A 15,436-nucleotide genomic window follows, 5' to 3' on the forward strand; every position below is an offset into this window, starting at 1 on the left:
CCTATGCCTCAGCCCCGGTTGAGCTGGCGCAGCGCCTGCGCCTCCAGTACCTGCAATTGCGCGAAGACCTCGCCGCGCTGCGCGGCGGGCACCGCGTAGCGGCGCATCACGATCTCGGCCCCGGCGTAGTCCAGCCCGTCCCAGTGCCACTGGCCCCAGGGCGTGGCCGTCCTGCGCCACTGGGTGGAGCAGCCGAGGTACACGCTCCAGGCCATCGCATGCTCCGGCCACAGTTCGTAGTCCTCGGGGTGCTGGCGTTGCAGATCGCCGGGCACCATCCGGTCGGGGTCGATCCCCATCTGCGCGCACTGGGCGCGCAGCTCATCGTCTACGAGATAGCGGTCTGCGCCGTCGAGGCCGAGGTGATGCCGGACAGCGCCACGGAGTTTTTTGTGGCGGCATCCCGCTGGTGCACGTTGAGTCCGTCGAACCAGGCCACGGCCATGGCCTGCTCCAGTCCCGGGTAGGCCTCCTCGGCCGCCAGGCGCTCGTCGCGGCTGTAGGGCACGGGTGTTCCTTCGTCGCCCAGCATCCCCTCCCAGCCCACAACCACTTCGTCGAGCAGCTCAGGGATGGTCATGCGCCGTACCTCCTGCGAGCCATCGGGCTGCGTGGCGGGCTTGCCGACGACGATGAGTTCATTGATCTCGTCGCGCCGCGCCTTGCCCAGGCGCTTGAACACGACGGCAAAGTGATGGGCTCCGAACCTGCCCTCATCGACGGGCAGGTACAGCGTTGCGGGAACGGAGATGGTGGGCTTGAGCCCGGAAATCTTGACGGCCATGGTGATCCTTGGATGTGTAGTTGTCAGGCAGGGAGGTGAGGCGTCAGATCTCGATGGACCACTCGTCGTTGCCCGCGTCGGAGGGAATGAACGACAGGGGGATCGTGATCATCTGCACGCCATCGCTGTCGCTGTAGGTCGGCTTGCCGATCTGGGCGCGCGCGCTCTTGAAACTGACGGTGTTGGTGGCGCCGGGGCCGTGCTTGAGCGTGACGGGCACGATGGCGCTGGCACGCGCCAGGCCGATCCAGTCCTTGGTGGCCACGCTGGTGTTCTCGAAGGTGACGCTGCCCGTGGACTTGCGGTCCGTGATTTCCACGGTGTCCACGTTCATCAGGTCGCGCTTGACCACCTGGTTGCCGCACTTGAAGCTGAAGGCGCTGCAGGCCACCGCCAGGCCGTCGAGGGTCAGTTGGGTGTTGGTCTTGTTGACGCCCAGGGGAGCGACGAAGTCGCTGTAGTCCACTGCCGGCAGGGCCTCATCCACGGCGGGGACGAAGGAGCCCGTGAACTCGAACTTCCACTTGGGAATGGCCTTGGCATCGGTGCTGAACTCCACCTCGCCGCGTGCACCATGCATCTTGTAGAGGGTGCCGTCCACGTTGCCGTAGATGGTCACGCTCTGGATGCCGTCGGTCACGGGAGAGAAGACCGTCTTCACGCCAGTCTCGGTGCTGGCGCTGGCGGCGCACGCACGCAACAGGTCGGTCACGCCGGGACGCTCGCCCGCTGCGGCCACACCCGCGAATTCCACGGAGAACGCCACCTTCTGGTATTCGGTGACCAGGGTGCTGCCGCTGGAGCCGAAGAAGGGACGGATGTTATTGCGCTCGACCACGTCGCCCTCGATGGGGGTGAGGGTCACGTCGCTGACCAGCATGGCATTGGCCGCCAGCGGTACGACGGCCGTGCCGACAACAGTTTCAACCAGGGCCAGGAGGGCCATCTTGCGCATGATCTTTGCTGCCATTTGGAAAATCCTTTGAAGAGATGAGGAGAGGTTTCGCGGCCTTTGGCGCCGTTCTCCAGCGCCGCAGACCACAGGGGTTGCGGGAAAGTTGCGGGTATCCGGTCTAGGCCCGGTTCGGTGGTGTGCAGGTCACAGGTAGCTCCAGGTTCTGAGTTGCAGGACAACGGAGTGGCAACGCACTCCCGCGAAATCCACAGGCTCGGCACGCATGACCTGCACGCCATCGGTGCTGTCGTCGCTGCCTGCCAGGGGACCGGGCTGGCAAACGCCACCCAAGGTCGGATCGGCTCGCACCAGGGCGCGGAACTGCTCGACCAGGTCGTCCAGCAGCAACTCGCTGGCCTGGGCGTCGGCGATGGCCAGGTAGCCATGCAGCGTCCACTGGTGCACGCTTACCGTGCGGGCCGTGCTGCTGCCGTGCTCGGCCGTGCTGCTTCTGCGCAGCCACCAGCCGCGGACATGGGCCGTGCCTGCTGCAGGCGGCGTATACGTGAACAGGGCGGCCAGCTCGGCATCGCTGGCGGCATGGCGTTCGCGGTCCTGCACAACGCCGATCTGCGGCACCGAGGCCAGGATGGCCACGATGGCGTTGCGATGCTGGGCCAGGGCATTCATGGGCGCAGCACCGGAAAGGCCGCTGCCACGCTCGCCGCAGCCTCGGCCACGATGGGCCGCAGATGGGCGGCAAAGAGCAGGAACAGTTGTGCGATGGCGTACATGGGTCACTCCGTGGGAGACGCAGAAAAAGATGCGTCGTTGCGATGGAGTGACTGTGCCGAGGTAGGCAAAAATGAATAAGGCCTGCATATGCAGGCCCGATTTCAGCGTCCACAGGAGCGCGCCTTCTCAGGCGCAGCAGATCTGGATGCCAGGCACATGTGCCTTGGCCCGGCACATCCCAACGGCCAGGCAAGCGCAAACGTCCTGCCGCTCGGGCAGGCACAGACGCACGAAAGAGGAGGACGAGAAAGGCAGGGAGAAGACGGAAGCGCGCAGGCTGGCCTCAGGCCTGCGGCAAAGTCTCTGGAGCGATGCCGGGCGGCGCGGCCCGGGGGCTAGAGTTCTCCGCCGTGCCAGAGAACCCGGCCGCAGATGCGCAGCCGGTTGGCCGCTTCGCCTTCCAGAACCTGGGGCGGATAGGCGGGGTTGTAGCTGACGATACGCACACCGCCCGTGCTGAAGTCGCGCTCCAGCAGCTTGACGTAGTTCTCACCCTCCAGCTCGATCACATAGACACCATCCTGGGTCAGCGTATCGACCGAGGTGTTGACCAGCAGGATGTCGCCATCGTTGATGCGGTCCGCCATGGATCTTCCACGGGCACGCACGATCTTGGCGTTGTGCCTGCCCAGTCCTTTGGACTGCAGCCAGGACGAACGGAAGGCGAAGCGGCCTATCACCTCGTCGGGGCCGTTGACGGCCCCATGCCCTGCGCTGACGTGCGCATCGAGCATCTCGATCTGCGTGAACTCGTCTTCGGCCGCCCCACCATGCCGAGCGACAGGCTTAGCCGCGCCCGTGCCGTTGAAATACTCCAGCGGCCGGCCCGCTCGCTGCGAGGCCCGCAGCAGTTGCCGTGCTGGCACTTCCCCGCGCTTGCGCCAGGTCCGCACCGTTTCAGGCTGAACCTCCATGCCCGCCATCCAGTCGGGGCCCAAGGCTTCAGCCATGCGCGCCAGTACCTCATCAACGTTGGATGTAAGCGCATCAGTCACAGGTTTTGCAGTCATGGCGAATCTTGACAGTGGTTCGTTATGGACCAAGAATATGGTTCAAATTGAACCGTTTCCTTTTGAACCAAGAGCGTACAGCCAAAATGCATTCCGAACACCATCCGGCACCTGCCTTCCAGGGCTTTCGGCCTGCTGCCCTGCCTCCCGCCATCGGCATGCACACGCCCGCGTCAGCCGCCTCGCACCCGCACCATGGCACTTGCAGCGATCTGCTTCCACCGCTGCTGCAGGACTTCGAGCGCCTGATCGGGCTGCAGCCCACGATGGCCCTGGTGCAGCGCTGGGGTGGACTGCGCATCTACATTCCCACACCGGACAAGGTCACAGCCGAGCATCCCTATGCGGCCACCATCGGCGTGCCAGCCTTGCTCCAGCTCGCACGTGAGTATGGCGGCCTGCCCCACTTCCAGCTGCCCAGGGCAGCGCGCGCACTGCAGGCACTGCGCAACCAGCGCATCGCCGCAGACTACGCCACGGACAAGACGGCCCGGCAACTGGCTGCCGAGCATGGGATTACGGAAGGCCAGGTGGGGCGCATCGTTGCGGCGCTGGGCGTGACAGCACCGGCCAGGCGACGGCGCAATCTCGTGGGCTGAGCACGGCCCCCGCGACGAAGCAAGGCCTGGTCGCAAAAAAAGCCACCGGCGCAAGCGGGTGGCTTTGCTGCAAAGCGGACCCTGGGGTCCGCTGGGCCATGTTCAGACCATCAAGGCCAGGCTGGCTTCCAGATGCTCGGTCGGCAGGCGGCGGAAACCCGAGCGCGCGTAGCGCTGCAGGCGGCCCAGCGCGAACGATGTCAGCACGCTGGCGGCCACCTGTGCATCGACCGTCGGGGCGGAAGAGCCCAGCGCACCGGCGGCGGGGCGCAGGCACTGGCGCAGCGTGGATTCGATGCGGTCGAAGAACTGGTTCATGCGGGCCTGAAGGCGCTCGTGCTCGAAGACGATGGCATCGCCCACCATGACGCGCACCATGCCGGGGTTGCGCTCGCCAAACTGCAGCACCAGGGAGATCACGCGGCTGGCCTGGCGCATTCCGTCCACTGCGGGCCGCTCTTCCTCCGGCACATCCCGCCCGACGATCTGCTGCACCAGCGTGAAGACGGATTGCTCGATGAACTCGATCAGTCCTTCGAACATCTGGGCCTTGCTGGCGAAGTGGCGGTACAGGGCTGCCTCGCTGACGCCCAGATGGGCTGCCAGCGCTGCCGTGGTGATGCGTTCTGCGCCCGGCTTCTCCAGCATGGCCGCAAGCGCCTGCAGGATCTGCTCGCGCCGCTCCCCGGGTTTGGGGCGTTTGCGCGCAGGCGTAGGGGCGGAAGCGGAGGCGGCTTCGTCGGAAACGACATCAGCGCCAGGAGCGGATAAAGGCGACAGAACTTCAGACTCGGACATAAGCAGATCAACTATTTGTAAGTAATTCTCTCACAGCCCTCGGCGGCAACTCCGCACAAAGCTGTCCCCATGAGCGCAACCGTCAGGATCGCTTGCCTGTTGCTTGCGCTGCTATTGTTTCCGAGAGCACGGCCGGCATTTGCAGTGGAAGCTCCAAGCGTACCAGCAGGCCTTTGCCCTGCGTGCCGGCGCCAAAGGCCAGAGTACCCTGGTGCAGCAGGGCGATTTCATCGGCAATTGCCAATCCCAGCCCCGTTCCATCGCCGGACGCGCCCTGCGCGCGGTAAAAGCGCTGCGTGATCTGCGAGCGCTCGGCCTCGGGCACGCCGGGGCCGTCGTCCTCGATCTCCAGGAAGGCCCAGCCTTGCGGTTCATCCGCAGACTGCCCCGCGCCATGGTACATGCCGCAGCGCAGCGTGACGCTGCCGCCGGGCGGCGTGTACTTGATGGCGTTGTCCACGAGGTTGGACACCAGTTCACGCAGCAGCCAGCTGTGGCCCCAGACACTGGCCGGAGCAACGTCAAGGCCGAAGTCCAGCCCCTTGGCGCTGGCCTGGTCGAAGAACATTTCCAGCATGCTTTCGCACAGGTCCTTGAGGTCCACCTTCTGCAGCGGCTGGACTTCAGCATTGCGCGCATCGGCACGTGACAGCGCCAGCAGCTGGCGTGCCAGCTGCGAGGTGCGCCGCGTGGCATCGCGCAACTGCTCGATCTGCGTCACGCTGAGCACCACCTGGGCCTCGGTGCCCTTGCGCCTCGCCTCGGCCTGGGCAGCCTGCGCGCTCAGCGCCCAGGCCTCGACCTGGGCCTGCAAGGCTGCCAGGGGCGTGCGCAATTGATGGGCCGCATCGGCCACAAAGCGCCGCTGGCCTTCGGCCTGTGCGTTGACCAGTGCAAACAGGCGATTGAGCGAGCGCACCAGCGGACGGACTTCGGCCGGCGAGCTGTGCTCCGAGATGGGACTGAGGTCGCGCGGCGAGCGCCGCTCGACGGCCTGGGTAAGAGTCAGAAGCGGCCGGAAAGCCCGGCTGACCGACCAGTAGATGGCAATGCCGGCACCCGCGATCAGCAGCACGCTGGGCAGCAGCACATGCAGCAGCAACTGGCGTACCCATTGCTGGCGCACATCGCCACCGTCGGCCAGCACCAGCACCATTTCACCGGCGCCATAGGTTTCGGCGCGCATGACGGCCACGCGGTAGGTCAGGCCGTCATGCTCCTGGCTGTGGAACTCGGCCAGCGGCGTGGAAGGCACGTCGAAGCGGATCCAGGTGTCGCCGGCAACGACATGGCCCTGCAGGTCGCCGATGGCGTATCCGACGTCGTCGCCGCGCTGGCGCAAGACGTCCTCGATGGCGGGCGTCAGCGCCACCAGGGGCGGCGTTCCCTCGGCGATCGACGGCGCCAGCACCGAATCGGCCAGCGCAGGCAGCAGGCGCAAAAGGCGCTGGTCATGCTGGGTGGAGGCTTCGTCTGCCGAGCGATAGCCGAACCAGCCGCCCATCAGTGCCAGCAGCGTCAGCGGCACCACCAGCAGCACCAGCAGGCGAAGGCGCAGATTGGCCGTCATGGGCGGTCAGCGCCTGGGGCCATGCGCCATGTCCGCATCAGGCGGCGGTATGCGAGAGCTCCAGCCGATAGCCGAAGCCACGGATGGAACGAAGCGCCACGCCATGCGGCTCCAGCTTGCTGCGCAGGCGAGAGACATAGACCTCGACCGCATTGGGCGTGATCTCGCGGTCCCAGCCCGTGAGCGCCTGCAGCAGCTTGTCCTTGCTGGCGGGCTTGGGCGCGTGGATCAGCAGGTATTCCAGCACGGTCCATTCGCGCGGACCCAGGTCGATGGGCAGCAGCTTTCCCTCGCTTTCATCGTCTTGCGCAGGCTGGCGCGCGCCGGCGCGGCGGCCTGCCGTGTCCAGCTCGATGGGACCGAAGCTCAGGACGGCCGATGTGGCTGCCTGTGACCGGCGCAGCAGCGCACGCAGCCGGGCCAGCAGTTCGGGAAGCTCGAAGGGCTTGACCATGTAGTCGTCGGCGCCCTGGTCCAGGCCCTGCACGCGGTCCTGCAGCGCATCGCGCGCCGTCAGGATCAGCACGGGCATGGCCGAGCTCTCGACGGCGCTGCTGCGCAGGCGGCGTGTGAGTTCCAGCCCGTCGATGCCCGGCAGGCCGATGTCGATCACGGCCAGGTCGAAGGCTTCCTGGGCCAGCACCTCCAGGGCGCGCTCGGCACTGCCGACCCAGTCCACGGCATACCCCGCATCGGACAGCCCCAGCTTGATGCCGCTGGCCACCATCACATCGTCTTCCACAAGAAGCAAACGCATATCAAACCTAAAAACAAAAGCCGCCCAAAGGCGGCTTGCAGCAAACCGGCCCAGGCCGTCAGACCACGCCCGGGCCATGCGCGATGGTAACGCGAACCGCAAAGTCCGCGCCATCGGGCCTCAATGGCTGCGGATCATGGTGCCGTAGGCCTGGTCGGTCAGGATTTCCAGCAGCATGGCATGCGGCACGCGGCCGTCGATGATGTGCACTGCGTTGACTCCCGCCTTGGCGGCATCCAGGGCGCCGCTGATCTTGGGCAGCATGCCGCCCGAGATGGTGCCGTCGGCGAACAGGGCGTCGATCTCGCGCGCCGTGAGGTCGGTCAGCAGGCTGCCCGCCTTGTCCAGCACGCCGGGGGTGTTGGTCAGCAGCACGAGCTTTTCGGCCTGCAGCACGGTGGCCAGCTTGCTGGCGACCACGTCGGCGTTGATGTTGTAGCTCTCGTTTTCCTCGCCAAAGCCGATGGGGCTGATCACGGGGATGAAAGCGTCATCCTGCAGCGCGCGCACCACGCTGGGGTCGATGGAGACGATATCGCCCACCTGGCCCACGTCGTATTCGATGTTCGGATCCTTGTTGTCGACCATCTTGAGCTTGCGTGCGCGGATCAGGCCACCATCGCGCCCTGTCAGGCCCACGGCCTTGCCACCGGCCTGGTGGATCAGGCCCACGATGTCCTGCTGCACCTCGCCGGCCAGCACCCATTCCACGACTTCCATGGTTTCCGCGTCGGTCACGCGCATGCCCTGGATGAACTCGCCCTTCTTGCCCAGGCGGTTGAGAGCCGTCTCGATTTGCGGCCCGCCGCCATGCACCACCACCGGATTCATGCCCACCAACTTCAGCAGCACCACGTCTTCCGCGAAGTCGGCCTGCAGGGCCGGATCGGTCATGGCGTTGCCGCCATACTTGATGACCATGGTCTTGCCATGGAACTTGCGGATATAGGGCAGGGCCTGGGCGAGGATTTCGGCCTTGTCGCGGGGGGCAATCGAGAGGATATCGTTCATGGTGCTAGCCCTGGGGCGTGGAAGTAGTCAACAACAAGGCGGGCATTGTGCCGCAACTGCGCGGCAGTGTTGCATGCCCGGATGACGGAACGCCCATGGCGCCCGGACATCATCCATTGTTCTGCATCCAGCCCGGCAGCTTGAAGCGCACGATGGCCAGATAGGCGATCACATAGCTGACCACGAACAGCAGGCAAAAGCCCACCAGAACGGGCGTGTTGCTCCAGAACAGCAATGCCGGCACCACGGTCAGCAGCGTGAAGGCCCACAGGTAGGGCGAAGTCCGGTTGTTGCGGCGCAGCATGCGCCGTGCCAGATCGTCGTCGAACACGCCGCGCACGATGCGCCGGTAGATCAACTGGTGGAAATGCAGGGCATCCGCCATGCCCGGCGACATGCCGCGCATCAGCTTGCGGTAAATGGAAAACACCGTCTCCCAGACCGGATAGATCAGCAGCAGCATGGGAAACCATGGCGAGACTGCGGAATTGCGCTGCACCAGGGCAATGCTGGCCAGGGCAATCGCCAGTCCCCAGACATAGGCCCCGCCATCGCCTGCAAACATCATGCCGCGCGGGTAGTTCCAGACCAGGAAGCCGCAGGTGGCGGCGGCCAGCGTCACCAGCATGGCGGCCAGGGTCCGGTCCCCCACCTGCAGGGCCACGTGGGCCAGCGCCAGGCAGATGATGGTGGCCACCATGCCGGCCAGCCCGTTGTAGCCGTCGATGATATTGAAGGCATGGGGCAGCCCCGTCAGGGCCAGCACGGCCAGGCCCATGCCCAGCCAGGGCATGGCCGGACCCAGTGCCTGTTCCAGCCAGGGCCAGCCGAGCCGGGGCACGGTGAGGCCGCACAGCAAAACCGCCAGCACGGCGCTCAGCAGGGTCAGCACCAGCCGGTAACGCACGCTCAGGCGCTGCGATACATCCTCGATGACGCCGCCGACCACGGCCGGCAGCATGGCGGCCAGGCACACGACAACCCACAGCTGCATGCGCAGCGAGGAAGGATCTCCGCGCATGCTCAGCCAGGTGCCCACGCCCCAGGAGACAGCCAGTCCGAGGTACATCGGCACACCCCCAAGCCGGGGTACCTCGCCGATGTGAAAGCGCTGCGGCTTGTCATATCCGTAAGAGGACGTAGAGGACCGCCCGGCCCAGCGCACCAGCAGCGCACAGCCGGTGCAAGACACCATGAAGGCCAATACCGCCATCCAGATCACGACGGCTCCCCGTTCAGGCTGCGAAGCGAGGGCGCAGCCTGTGGCAAGGCTCGGGCCTTGCGGTAGGCCGGACGGCTCCACAGCCGCAGCAGACTGGCCACGTGCCATGCGCCATGGCGCAGGCTGCGCCGGCTCGCCCTCTGACCCGCATGGACGACAGGTAACTCACCGCGCCGAAGCTCTCCGCCCAGCACCCGCAGGCGAAGGCACAGATCCACATCCTCACAATACATATAGAAACCTTCGTCAAACCCACGCAGCCGCATCCAGCTGTCCCGGCCCAGCACCAGGCAGGCCGCATTGACCCATTCCACACGCTGCTCCACACGTCCGTGCAGCTTGCGTCGCAGCAAATTCCAGAAAGATGGCAGCTCCCGCTCGGAATCCTGCAGCGTGCCGTCTTCGCCGATCTGCGGGGGATAGGCCAGGGCCAATCCCGGCCGGGCCGCCAGCGCCAGAAGCTCTTGCAGCGGCTCTTCCTGCGCTCCCCAGTACACGTCAGGATTGATCACGCAGACAAACGCCTCCCGGGCATTCGCCAGCGCCCGGTTGTGATTGCAGCCAAAACCCAGGGGTTGCGCATTGCGCCGGATCTCCAGGACAAAAGGCCAGCCGGTCGCTGGAGCCAGGGGCTCCGGTTCGGGAATATTGAGCGTCAGCACCACGCGGGACATCGGCGCAAGGCGCGCCGATGCCAGGCATTCAAGCAGCCTCTGTATATGAGCGCCATGTCCGTGGCTCACCACCGACACGACCAACGATGAACCCATCAATGCCGCCCTTCAGATCTTCAAATTCCAACCCGCATACCTGCGCCGAAAAAACGGCGGCTCCGAGTATTCAGCGGAAGGCGCCCGGAAGGCGTCAGCGGGTATGCCGTGATGCAAGGAAATGCAACAGCCGCACAAAATGTCATTAACCCGCCATGCCATGCAATCACTGCGGTGGCCGGGATTATGATGCGCGACAATCTGCCGCCCGGACTTCCGGGATTTTTTGCGCCTGGCGTGGGCATGCCCTGCTGCTCTCTGCGGACCGGCCACGGTCGACTGGCGCAGATGAATATGACGGGCGATCGATCCCTGCCCGGACCGCGCCTGGCACCTCATTTCCTATGACCACACCCATTCCCGATCCCCACGTCTACCTGCGCACCGTCGATCTGAACGAGCGCACGTCGCTGTCCGTGCTGGCCGGCCATGTCCGGGCCCAGGCGCACATACTGGATCTGGGCTGCGGCAGCGGCGCGCTGGGCGCCTTCCTCACCGAGCACAAGCAATGCGTCTGCGACGGCGTCACCCTGAGCCAGGAAGAGGCACGCCATGCAGCGCCCTTCTACCGCCATGTCCATGTGGCCGACTTGGAGGACTGCGACCTGGACCAGCTCTTCGGCGACGCGCGCTATGACTACATCGTCTGCGCCGACGTGCTCGAGCACCTGCGCCAGCCCGAGCGCATCCTGGCTGCCTGCCGCAAGCGGCTGACGCCTGAAGGCCGTCTGCTGATCTCCGTACCCAACGCAGGCTACAGCGGCCTGGTGGCAGAACTGCTTCACGGCGAATTCCGCTACCGCGAAGAAGGCCTGCTGGACCGCACCCACCTGCGCTTTTTCACGCGGCGCTCGCTGTCGCGCTTTCTGGCCGAGCAAGGCTGGCAGGTGGATGACATCGACACCATCGAGCGCGCTCTTCCCGAATCGGAATTCCGCGTCGCCTACGACAGCCTGCCCCCGGCCGTTGCCCGCCACCTGCTGGCCACGCCGGATGCACTGGCCTACCAGTTCATCGCCAGTGCGGCACCCGCCGCCCAGGCGCTGCCCATCGAGCCGCCGCTGAACTACCCCCAGGGGCATGCGCTGTTCACGGCCCAGCTCTACATGGCGCGCGCTGGCCGCTATGAGGAAGAGAGCAAGCTCTCCACCACCGGCATCATTGGCCAGGCACGTCAGACATTGCGCTTTGCACTGCCCGACCACAACACTTCGCTGAGCCATCTCCGCCTGGACTTGGCCGACCGGCCGGGCTTCGTACATCTGCACCGGCTGGCCTTGCTCGATGCGCAAGGCGCCGTCGTCTGGCAATGGCTGCCCGAGGATTCGGACGCCGCCTTGCTGGGGCAACGCCCGCATCATCAGCTCGTGTGGAATGGACTTCATCCGGCAGGCGCCTTCTCGCTGATGCTGCTGCTGACCGGCGATGACCCTTGGTTCGAACTGCCCATTCCTGCAGAAACCCTGGCTGCGCTGCGTGGCGCCTCGCTGGAGATCGAGATGGGATGGCCCATGTCGGCCGACTATCTGGCGCTGGCTGGCGCCGTGCAGCCGCTTGAACGACAGATCGCTCAGGAGCGCAGCCGGGCCAATGATCTGCAGGATCAGTGGCACACACAGCGCATGCTGCTTGAGCAGCAGCATGCGCAGGATGTCCAGCAACTGGAAGAGCACAGCGCTACGATCCATAGGCTGCAGCACCGCAATGCCCTCCTGGAAGACAGCCACCAGTCACAGAGCAAGGAGCGCGCCATCTGGCAACAGGAAGCCACCCGCGTACAGCGGGACTTCGCGCGCCTGGAGCAGCACCTGCGCGACATCGAGAACTCCACCGTATTCCGGGCCACGCGCCCCCTCGTCCACGCCAAGATGCGCATTGACCGCCTGCTGGGCCGCACGACAGTGCCTGCCCCCGTCCTCCATACAGCCGTACCCCAGCCGATGCCCCAGCAGCCCGTCGATGTGATCGTGCCCGTGTACCGCGGCCTGGACGACACACGCAACTGCATCGAATCCGTTCTGGCCAGCCCCTGCCGCACGCACTGGCAACTGGTGGTCATCAACGATGCCAGCCCGGAGCCCGAAGTCACGGCCTGGCTGCGCGAGAAGGCGGCACAGGAGCCCCGCATCACCCTGCTGGAGAACGAGGAGAACCTCGGCTTCGTCGGTACCGTCAACCGAGGCATGGCGCTGAACACCGCCCATGACGTGCTGCTGCTCAACAGCGACACCGTGGTCGCCAATAACTGGCTGGACCGCATCCGCCAGGCTGCCTACGGCGATGCACGCATCGCCTCCGTCACGCCGTTCTCCAACAACGCCACCATCTGCAGTTACCCGCGCTTTTGCGAGGGCAACGACCTGCCGCCCGGCATGGATACGGCCGCCATCGACGCACTGTGCGCGCGCACCAATCCCGGCCAGGTGGTAGACGTGCCGACCGGCGTGGGCTTTTGCATGTACATCCGCCGCGACAGCCTGAACGCCGTCGGCCTGTTCGATACCGAGCACTTCGGCAAGGGCTATGGCGAGGAAAACGACTTCTGCCAGCGTGCCGCAGCCGCTGGCTGGCGCAACCTGCATCTGCTGGACACCTTTGTGCTGCACACGGGCGGCGTGAGCTTCGGCGAAAGCAAGAGCCCGCGCGAACGTGCCGCCATGGAAACCCTGCGCCGCCTGCATCCGCGCTACGAAGCCGATGTCATGGCCTTCGTCCAGGCCGACCCTGCACGCACGGCACGCCTGGCGCTGGATGTGGCACGCCTGCAGGCCGAGGCAGCGCAGCAGCCCGTGGTGCTGGCCGTGCTCCACGATCGGGCGGGCGGCACGGTGCGCCATGTGCGCGAACTGGCGCAGTTCCTGCAAGGCAAGGCGCTGTTCCTCATGCTCTCGCCAGCCGCAGGTGGCACCGTGGTATTGCGCCGTGCCGAGGAGAAGGAGGCATTCGAGCTCGCCTTCCGCATCAACGACCAGATGGAGGAGCTGGTGCAGGCCCTGCGCCAACTAGGCGTGGTGCACGTGCACTACCAGCATCTCCTGGGCCACAGCGAAGCCATCCTGGACCTTCCCGCCCGTCTGGGTGCGGCCCATGACTTCACGGCCCATGATTTCTATACCTACTGCAAGAACATCTCGCTGACCGGCATCGACAACCGCTACGTTGTGCCGCTCCGTGCGGGCGAGTGCGGCTGCTGCGAACCCACGGACACAGCCCCCTATGCCGGCACCGTGGCCCAGTGGCGCCACCGCAATGCGCTGCTGCTGAACAACGCGCGCCATGTGCTGGCCCCCAGCCAGGACACGGCCAGCCGGATCGCCGGTTTCGTGCCCGGTGCCCGCGTCCAGGCGGTTGCCCACACCGACCTGCCGGCACAGCTGCCGGCCCCGGTGGCACACCCGCTGGCCGCCACTGCCCCGCTCAAGATCGTCGTACTGGGAGCCATGAGCGCCATCAAGGGCGCCGACGTACTGGAAGCCGTGGCACAGGAGGCCGCCAAGCGTGGCACCCCGGTGGAGTTCCATCTGCTCGGCTATGCCTACCGCAGCCTGCAGACCCAGCCCCGCGCACGCCTGACCGTGCACGGCGGCTACAAGGAAGAAGAACTGCCTGCTCTGCTGCAGTGGTTGCAGCCCGACCTGGCCTGGTTCCCCGCCCAATGGCCGGAGACCTACAGCTACACCCTGAGCGCCTGCCTGGCCGCCGGGCTGCCGATCGTCGCGCCCGACATAGGAGCCTTCCCCGAAAGGCTGGCGGGCCGCGACTGGTCCTGGGTCATGCCCTGGGACGCCAGCGCCGCCCAATGGCTGGACTTCTTCGCGCAAATACGCGAACGCCACTTCATTGAAGGGCAGCCACCGCAGCAACCCACCGCAGCAGGGAGTGCGGCCGCCCAGCCGGGAGCCACTTTCTATGGCGACGCTTATCTCCAGGGGCTGCAGCCGCGCGATCGGGCCATGCTCCAGCCGCTGGATGCGGCCTTCCTGGCCACACATCGCCTGCAACGCCAGGACCATGCGGCAAGATCTGGGGCCTTGATCCTGCTGGCCCATCTGCGCTCGCTACCCATCCTGCGCGGCGTGGCCAGGCGCATTCCCGCGCACTGGCAACGCCGGGTCAAGAATTGGCTGCAGGCCTAGGCTGTGCCCCTCCAATGGCAGGCCAGCGCTTCAACCAACGCTTGGCCGCCTGAATGCAGGGGTGCTCAACACAATGCCAGGACAGCAGGGCCAACGCCAGGATCAGTCCCAGAGACACCAGCAAGCTGACCCACAGCGGCCACACCCTGCGCAGACACAGTTCAACGACGGCTTGCTGCACAGGGAAAGCGTAGATGTATACGCCATAGGACAAATCTACACGCCAACGGCTGCCAGCCTTCGGATTGCCCACGAAGGCCACATAGAACGTCCCGCAGGCAATCAGAGCCCAAACGGCAACCTGCCGCCAAAGCGCAGCGTCAGTCAGCAATGCGCATACGATGGCGCCCAATGCAATTGCAGCCATCCATGCACGGGGACGGACGCGGTAGGCTGCCATCGTGCTGCCCAGAAAAAACGGCACGCCAAAGCCACAGAAATCCCGCCATCTGAACAACTCGGCCACCGGACCACCTGTGGCTGCCAAGGCTTCATCCCACCCTCCGCTGCGGGCAAGCTGCCACGCAATCGCCAGCAGGAAAGCCGACAGGGGGTAAATCCAGCGGCGTCCACTGGCAAACCATGCCAGCGATGCCAGCAGCAGGTACATGAAAAGCTCGTAGCGTATGGTCCACAGCGAACCATTGACTGCACGCGCAAACGGATTTGACTCGAACACACCTGGCAGGGTCTGGACGGTCGCCAAGCCCATCACATTGTTCAGGAAGTTGTTCCAGGTTCCTCGCGCGGCCCAGTATTCAGTGGACGGCATCGTGGTGACGGCCCAGCCCAGCACAAAAACCGAAAAAGTGACAGCCACTGCCAGACCCGGGAAGATGCGCATCAAGCGCTTCAGCCAAAAGGCGCGCCACATGGGTGCCCGCGTCCAGCTCTCGCAAACCAGATAGCCGCTGATAAAGAAAAACACATAAACCGCCAACGACCCGAGGCTATGCCCCGGAAATGGCACGGGCAGATGGAGTCGATACAGAAAATCTCCGTGCGCGGCGAAGACGGCCAGAGCCGCCGCAAGGCGCAGTAGATCAAAGCGGTTGCCGATGCTTTGGGAATTCTCCATGCAGCATTAAC

General features: G+C 65.5%; 14 protein-coding genes. 2 read left to right on the forward strand and 12 right to left on the reverse strand.

All coding sequences use genetic code 11. The features are described 5' to 3' along the window. Positions 1-8 precede the first annotated feature (8 nt). The 5 genes from JHD82_RS16085 to JHD82_RS16105 all read right to left on the reverse strand — a co-directional run bounded on the left by JHD82_RS16085 (position 9) and on the right by JHD82_RS16105 (position 3,424). Positions 9-299, reverse strand: coding sequence for a DUF1799 domain-containing protein (locus tag JHD82_RS16085; RefSeq protein ID WP_012203260.1), 291 nt, complete (start codon positions 297-299; stop codon positions 9-11). 29 nt (positions 300-328) lie between these two features. After that, positions 329-784, reverse strand: a complete 456-nt coding sequence (locus tag JHD82_RS16090) for a hypothetical protein (RefSeq protein ID WP_012203259.1) — start codon at positions 782-784, stop codon at positions 329-331. Between the two features lie 43 nt (positions 785-827). Next, positions 828-1,754 carry a phage tail tube protein gene (locus JHD82_RS16095; protein ID WP_012203258.1) on the reverse strand — a complete coding sequence of 309 codons (927 nt, stop codon included), beginning with the start codon at positions 1,752-1,754 and terminating at the stop codon, positions 828-830. A 129-nt stretch (positions 1,755-1,883) separates the two neighbouring features. Continuing rightward, positions 1,884-2,369: a hypothetical protein gene (locus JHD82_RS16100; RefSeq protein WP_199137403.1), complete on the reverse strand. Its 486-nt coding sequence runs from the start codon at positions 2,367-2,369 to the stop codon at positions 1,884-1,886. A gap of 440 nt (positions 2,370-2,809) precedes the next feature. Further along, positions 2,810-3,424: a S24 family peptidase gene (locus tag JHD82_RS16105; protein WP_026062523.1), complete on the reverse strand. Its 615-nt coding sequence runs from the start codon at positions 3,422-3,424 to the stop codon at positions 2,810-2,812. Positions 3,425-3,570: 146 nt separating this feature from the next. Between JHD82_RS16105 and JHD82_RS16110 the strand changes: the two genes are divergently transcribed. Continuing rightward, on the forward strand, positions 3,571-4,083 hold the full coding sequence (locus JHD82_RS16110; protein WP_199137405.1) for a Mor transcription activator family protein: 513 nt from the start codon (positions 3,571-3,573) through the stop codon (positions 4,081-4,083). 102 nt (positions 4,084-4,185) lie between these two features. Here the strand turns inward: JHD82_RS16110 and slmA are convergent, their stop codons facing one another. From slmA to JHD82_RS16140, 6 genes are all read right to left on the reverse strand, one after another. Then, the gene (gene slmA / locus JHD82_RS16115) at positions 4,186-4,881 is read right to left on the reverse strand and encodes a nucleoid occlusion factor SlmA (protein ID WP_012203254.1); all 696 of its coding nucleotides are present in this window, start codon (positions 4,879-4,881) and stop codon (positions 4,186-4,188) included. A gap of 82 nt (positions 4,882-4,963) precedes the next feature. Beyond that, entirely contained in the window at positions 4,964-6,451 is a 1,488-nt protein-coding gene (locus JHD82_RS16120) for a sensor histidine kinase (protein ID WP_199137407.1), read from the reverse strand. A gap of 37 nt (positions 6,452-6,488) precedes the next feature. Continuing rightward, the gene (locus JHD82_RS16125) at positions 6,489-7,208 is read right to left on the reverse strand and encodes a response regulator transcription factor (protein ID WP_012203252.1); all 720 of its coding nucleotides are present in this window, start codon (positions 7,206-7,208) and stop codon (positions 6,489-6,491) included. Positions 7,209-7,328: 120 nt separating this feature from the next. After that, positions 7,329-8,219: an acetylglutamate kinase gene (argB, locus tag JHD82_RS16130; RefSeq protein ID WP_012203251.1), complete on the reverse strand. Its 891-nt coding sequence runs from the start codon at positions 8,217-8,219 to the stop codon at positions 7,329-7,331. 109 nt (positions 8,220-8,328) lie between these two features. Then, positions 8,329-9,432: a glycosyltransferase family 4 protein gene (locus tag JHD82_RS16135; protein WP_012203250.1), complete on the reverse strand. Its 1,104-nt coding sequence runs from the start codon at positions 9,430-9,432 to the stop codon at positions 8,329-8,331. 5 nt (positions 9,433-9,437) lie between these two features. Further along, positions 9,438-10,211, reverse strand: coding sequence for a glycosyltransferase family 2 protein (locus JHD82_RS16140; protein ID WP_199137409.1), 774 nt, complete (start codon positions 10,209-10,211; stop codon positions 9,438-9,440). A 344-nt stretch (positions 10,212-10,555) separates the two neighbouring features. Here JHD82_RS16140 and JHD82_RS16145 point away from each other — a divergent pair, with 344 nt between their 5' ends. Further along, positions 10,556-14,347 (forward strand): methyltransferase domain-containing protein, encoded by a 3,792-nt coding sequence (locus JHD82_RS16145; RefSeq protein WP_199137411.1) that lies wholly within the window; start codon positions 10,556-10,558, stop codon positions 14,345-14,347. Here the strand turns inward: JHD82_RS16145 and JHD82_RS16150 are convergent. Next, positions 14,325-15,425 (reverse strand): acyltransferase, encoded by a 1,101-nt coding sequence (locus JHD82_RS16150; protein ID WP_199137413.1) that lies wholly within the window; start codon positions 15,423-15,425, stop codon positions 14,325-14,327. The two genes, JHD82_RS16145 and JHD82_RS16150, sit on opposite strands and share 23 nt — an antisense overlap. Positions 15,426-15,436 lie beyond the last annotated feature (11 nt).

This window comes from Delftia sp. ASV31 (assembly GCF_016428765.1).
Taxonomy (GTDB): Bacteria; Pseudomonadota; Gammaproteobacteria; order Burkholderiales; family Burkholderiaceae_C; genus Comamonas; species Comamonas acidovorans.

Coding starts and splice junctions, on each gene's coding strand:
- JHD82_RS16085 (WP_012203260.1), bottom strand. CDS start 299: ATGGGGATCGACCCCGACCGGATGGTGCCCGGCGATCTGCAACGCCAG.
- JHD82_RS16090 (WP_012203259.1), bottom strand. CDS start 784: ATGGCCGTCAAGATTTCCGGGCTCAAGCCCACCATCTCCGTTCCCGCA.
- JHD82_RS16095 (WP_012203258.1), bottom strand. CDS start 1,754: ATGGCAGCAAAGATCATGCGCAAGATGGCCCTCCTGGCCCTGGTTGAA.
- JHD82_RS16100 (WP_199137403.1), bottom strand. CDS start 2,369: ATGAATGCCCTGGCCCAGCATCGCAACGCCATCGTGGCCATCCTGGCC.
- JHD82_RS16105 (WP_026062523.1), bottom strand. CDS start 3,424: ATGGCTGAAGCCTTGGGCCCCGACTGGATGGCGGGCATGGAGGTTCAG.
- JHD82_RS16110 (WP_199137405.1), top strand. CDS start 3,571: ATGCATTCCGAACACCATCCGGCACCTGCCTTCCAGGGCTTTCGGCCT.
- slmA (WP_012203254.1), bottom strand. CDS start 4,881: ATGTCCGAGTCTGAAGTTCTGTCGCCTTTATCCGCTCCTGGCGCTGAT.
- JHD82_RS16120 (WP_199137407.1), bottom strand. CDS start 6,451: ATGACGGCCAATCTGCGCCTTCGCCTGCTGGTGCTGCTGGTGGTGCCG.
- JHD82_RS16125 (WP_012203252.1), bottom strand. CDS start 7,208: ATGCGTTTGCTTCTTGTGGAAGACGATGTGATGGTGGCCAGCGGCATC.
- argB (WP_012203251.1), bottom strand. CDS start 8,219: ATGAACGATATCCTCTCGATTGCCCCCCGCGACAAGGCCGAAATCCTC.
- JHD82_RS16135 (WP_012203250.1), bottom strand. CDS start 9,432: ATGGCGGTATTGGCCTTCATGGTGTCTTGCACCGGCTGTGCGCTGCTG.
- JHD82_RS16140 (WP_199137409.1), bottom strand. CDS start 10,211: ATGGGTTCATCGTTGGTCGTGTCGGTGGTGAGCCACGGACATGGCGCT.
- JHD82_RS16145 (WP_199137411.1), top strand. CDS start 10,556: ATGACCACACCCATTCCCGATCCCCACGTCTACCTGCGCACCGTCGAT.
- JHD82_RS16150 (WP_199137413.1), bottom strand. CDS start 15,425: ATGGAGAATTCCCAAAGCATCGGCAACCGCTTTGATCTACTGCGCCTT.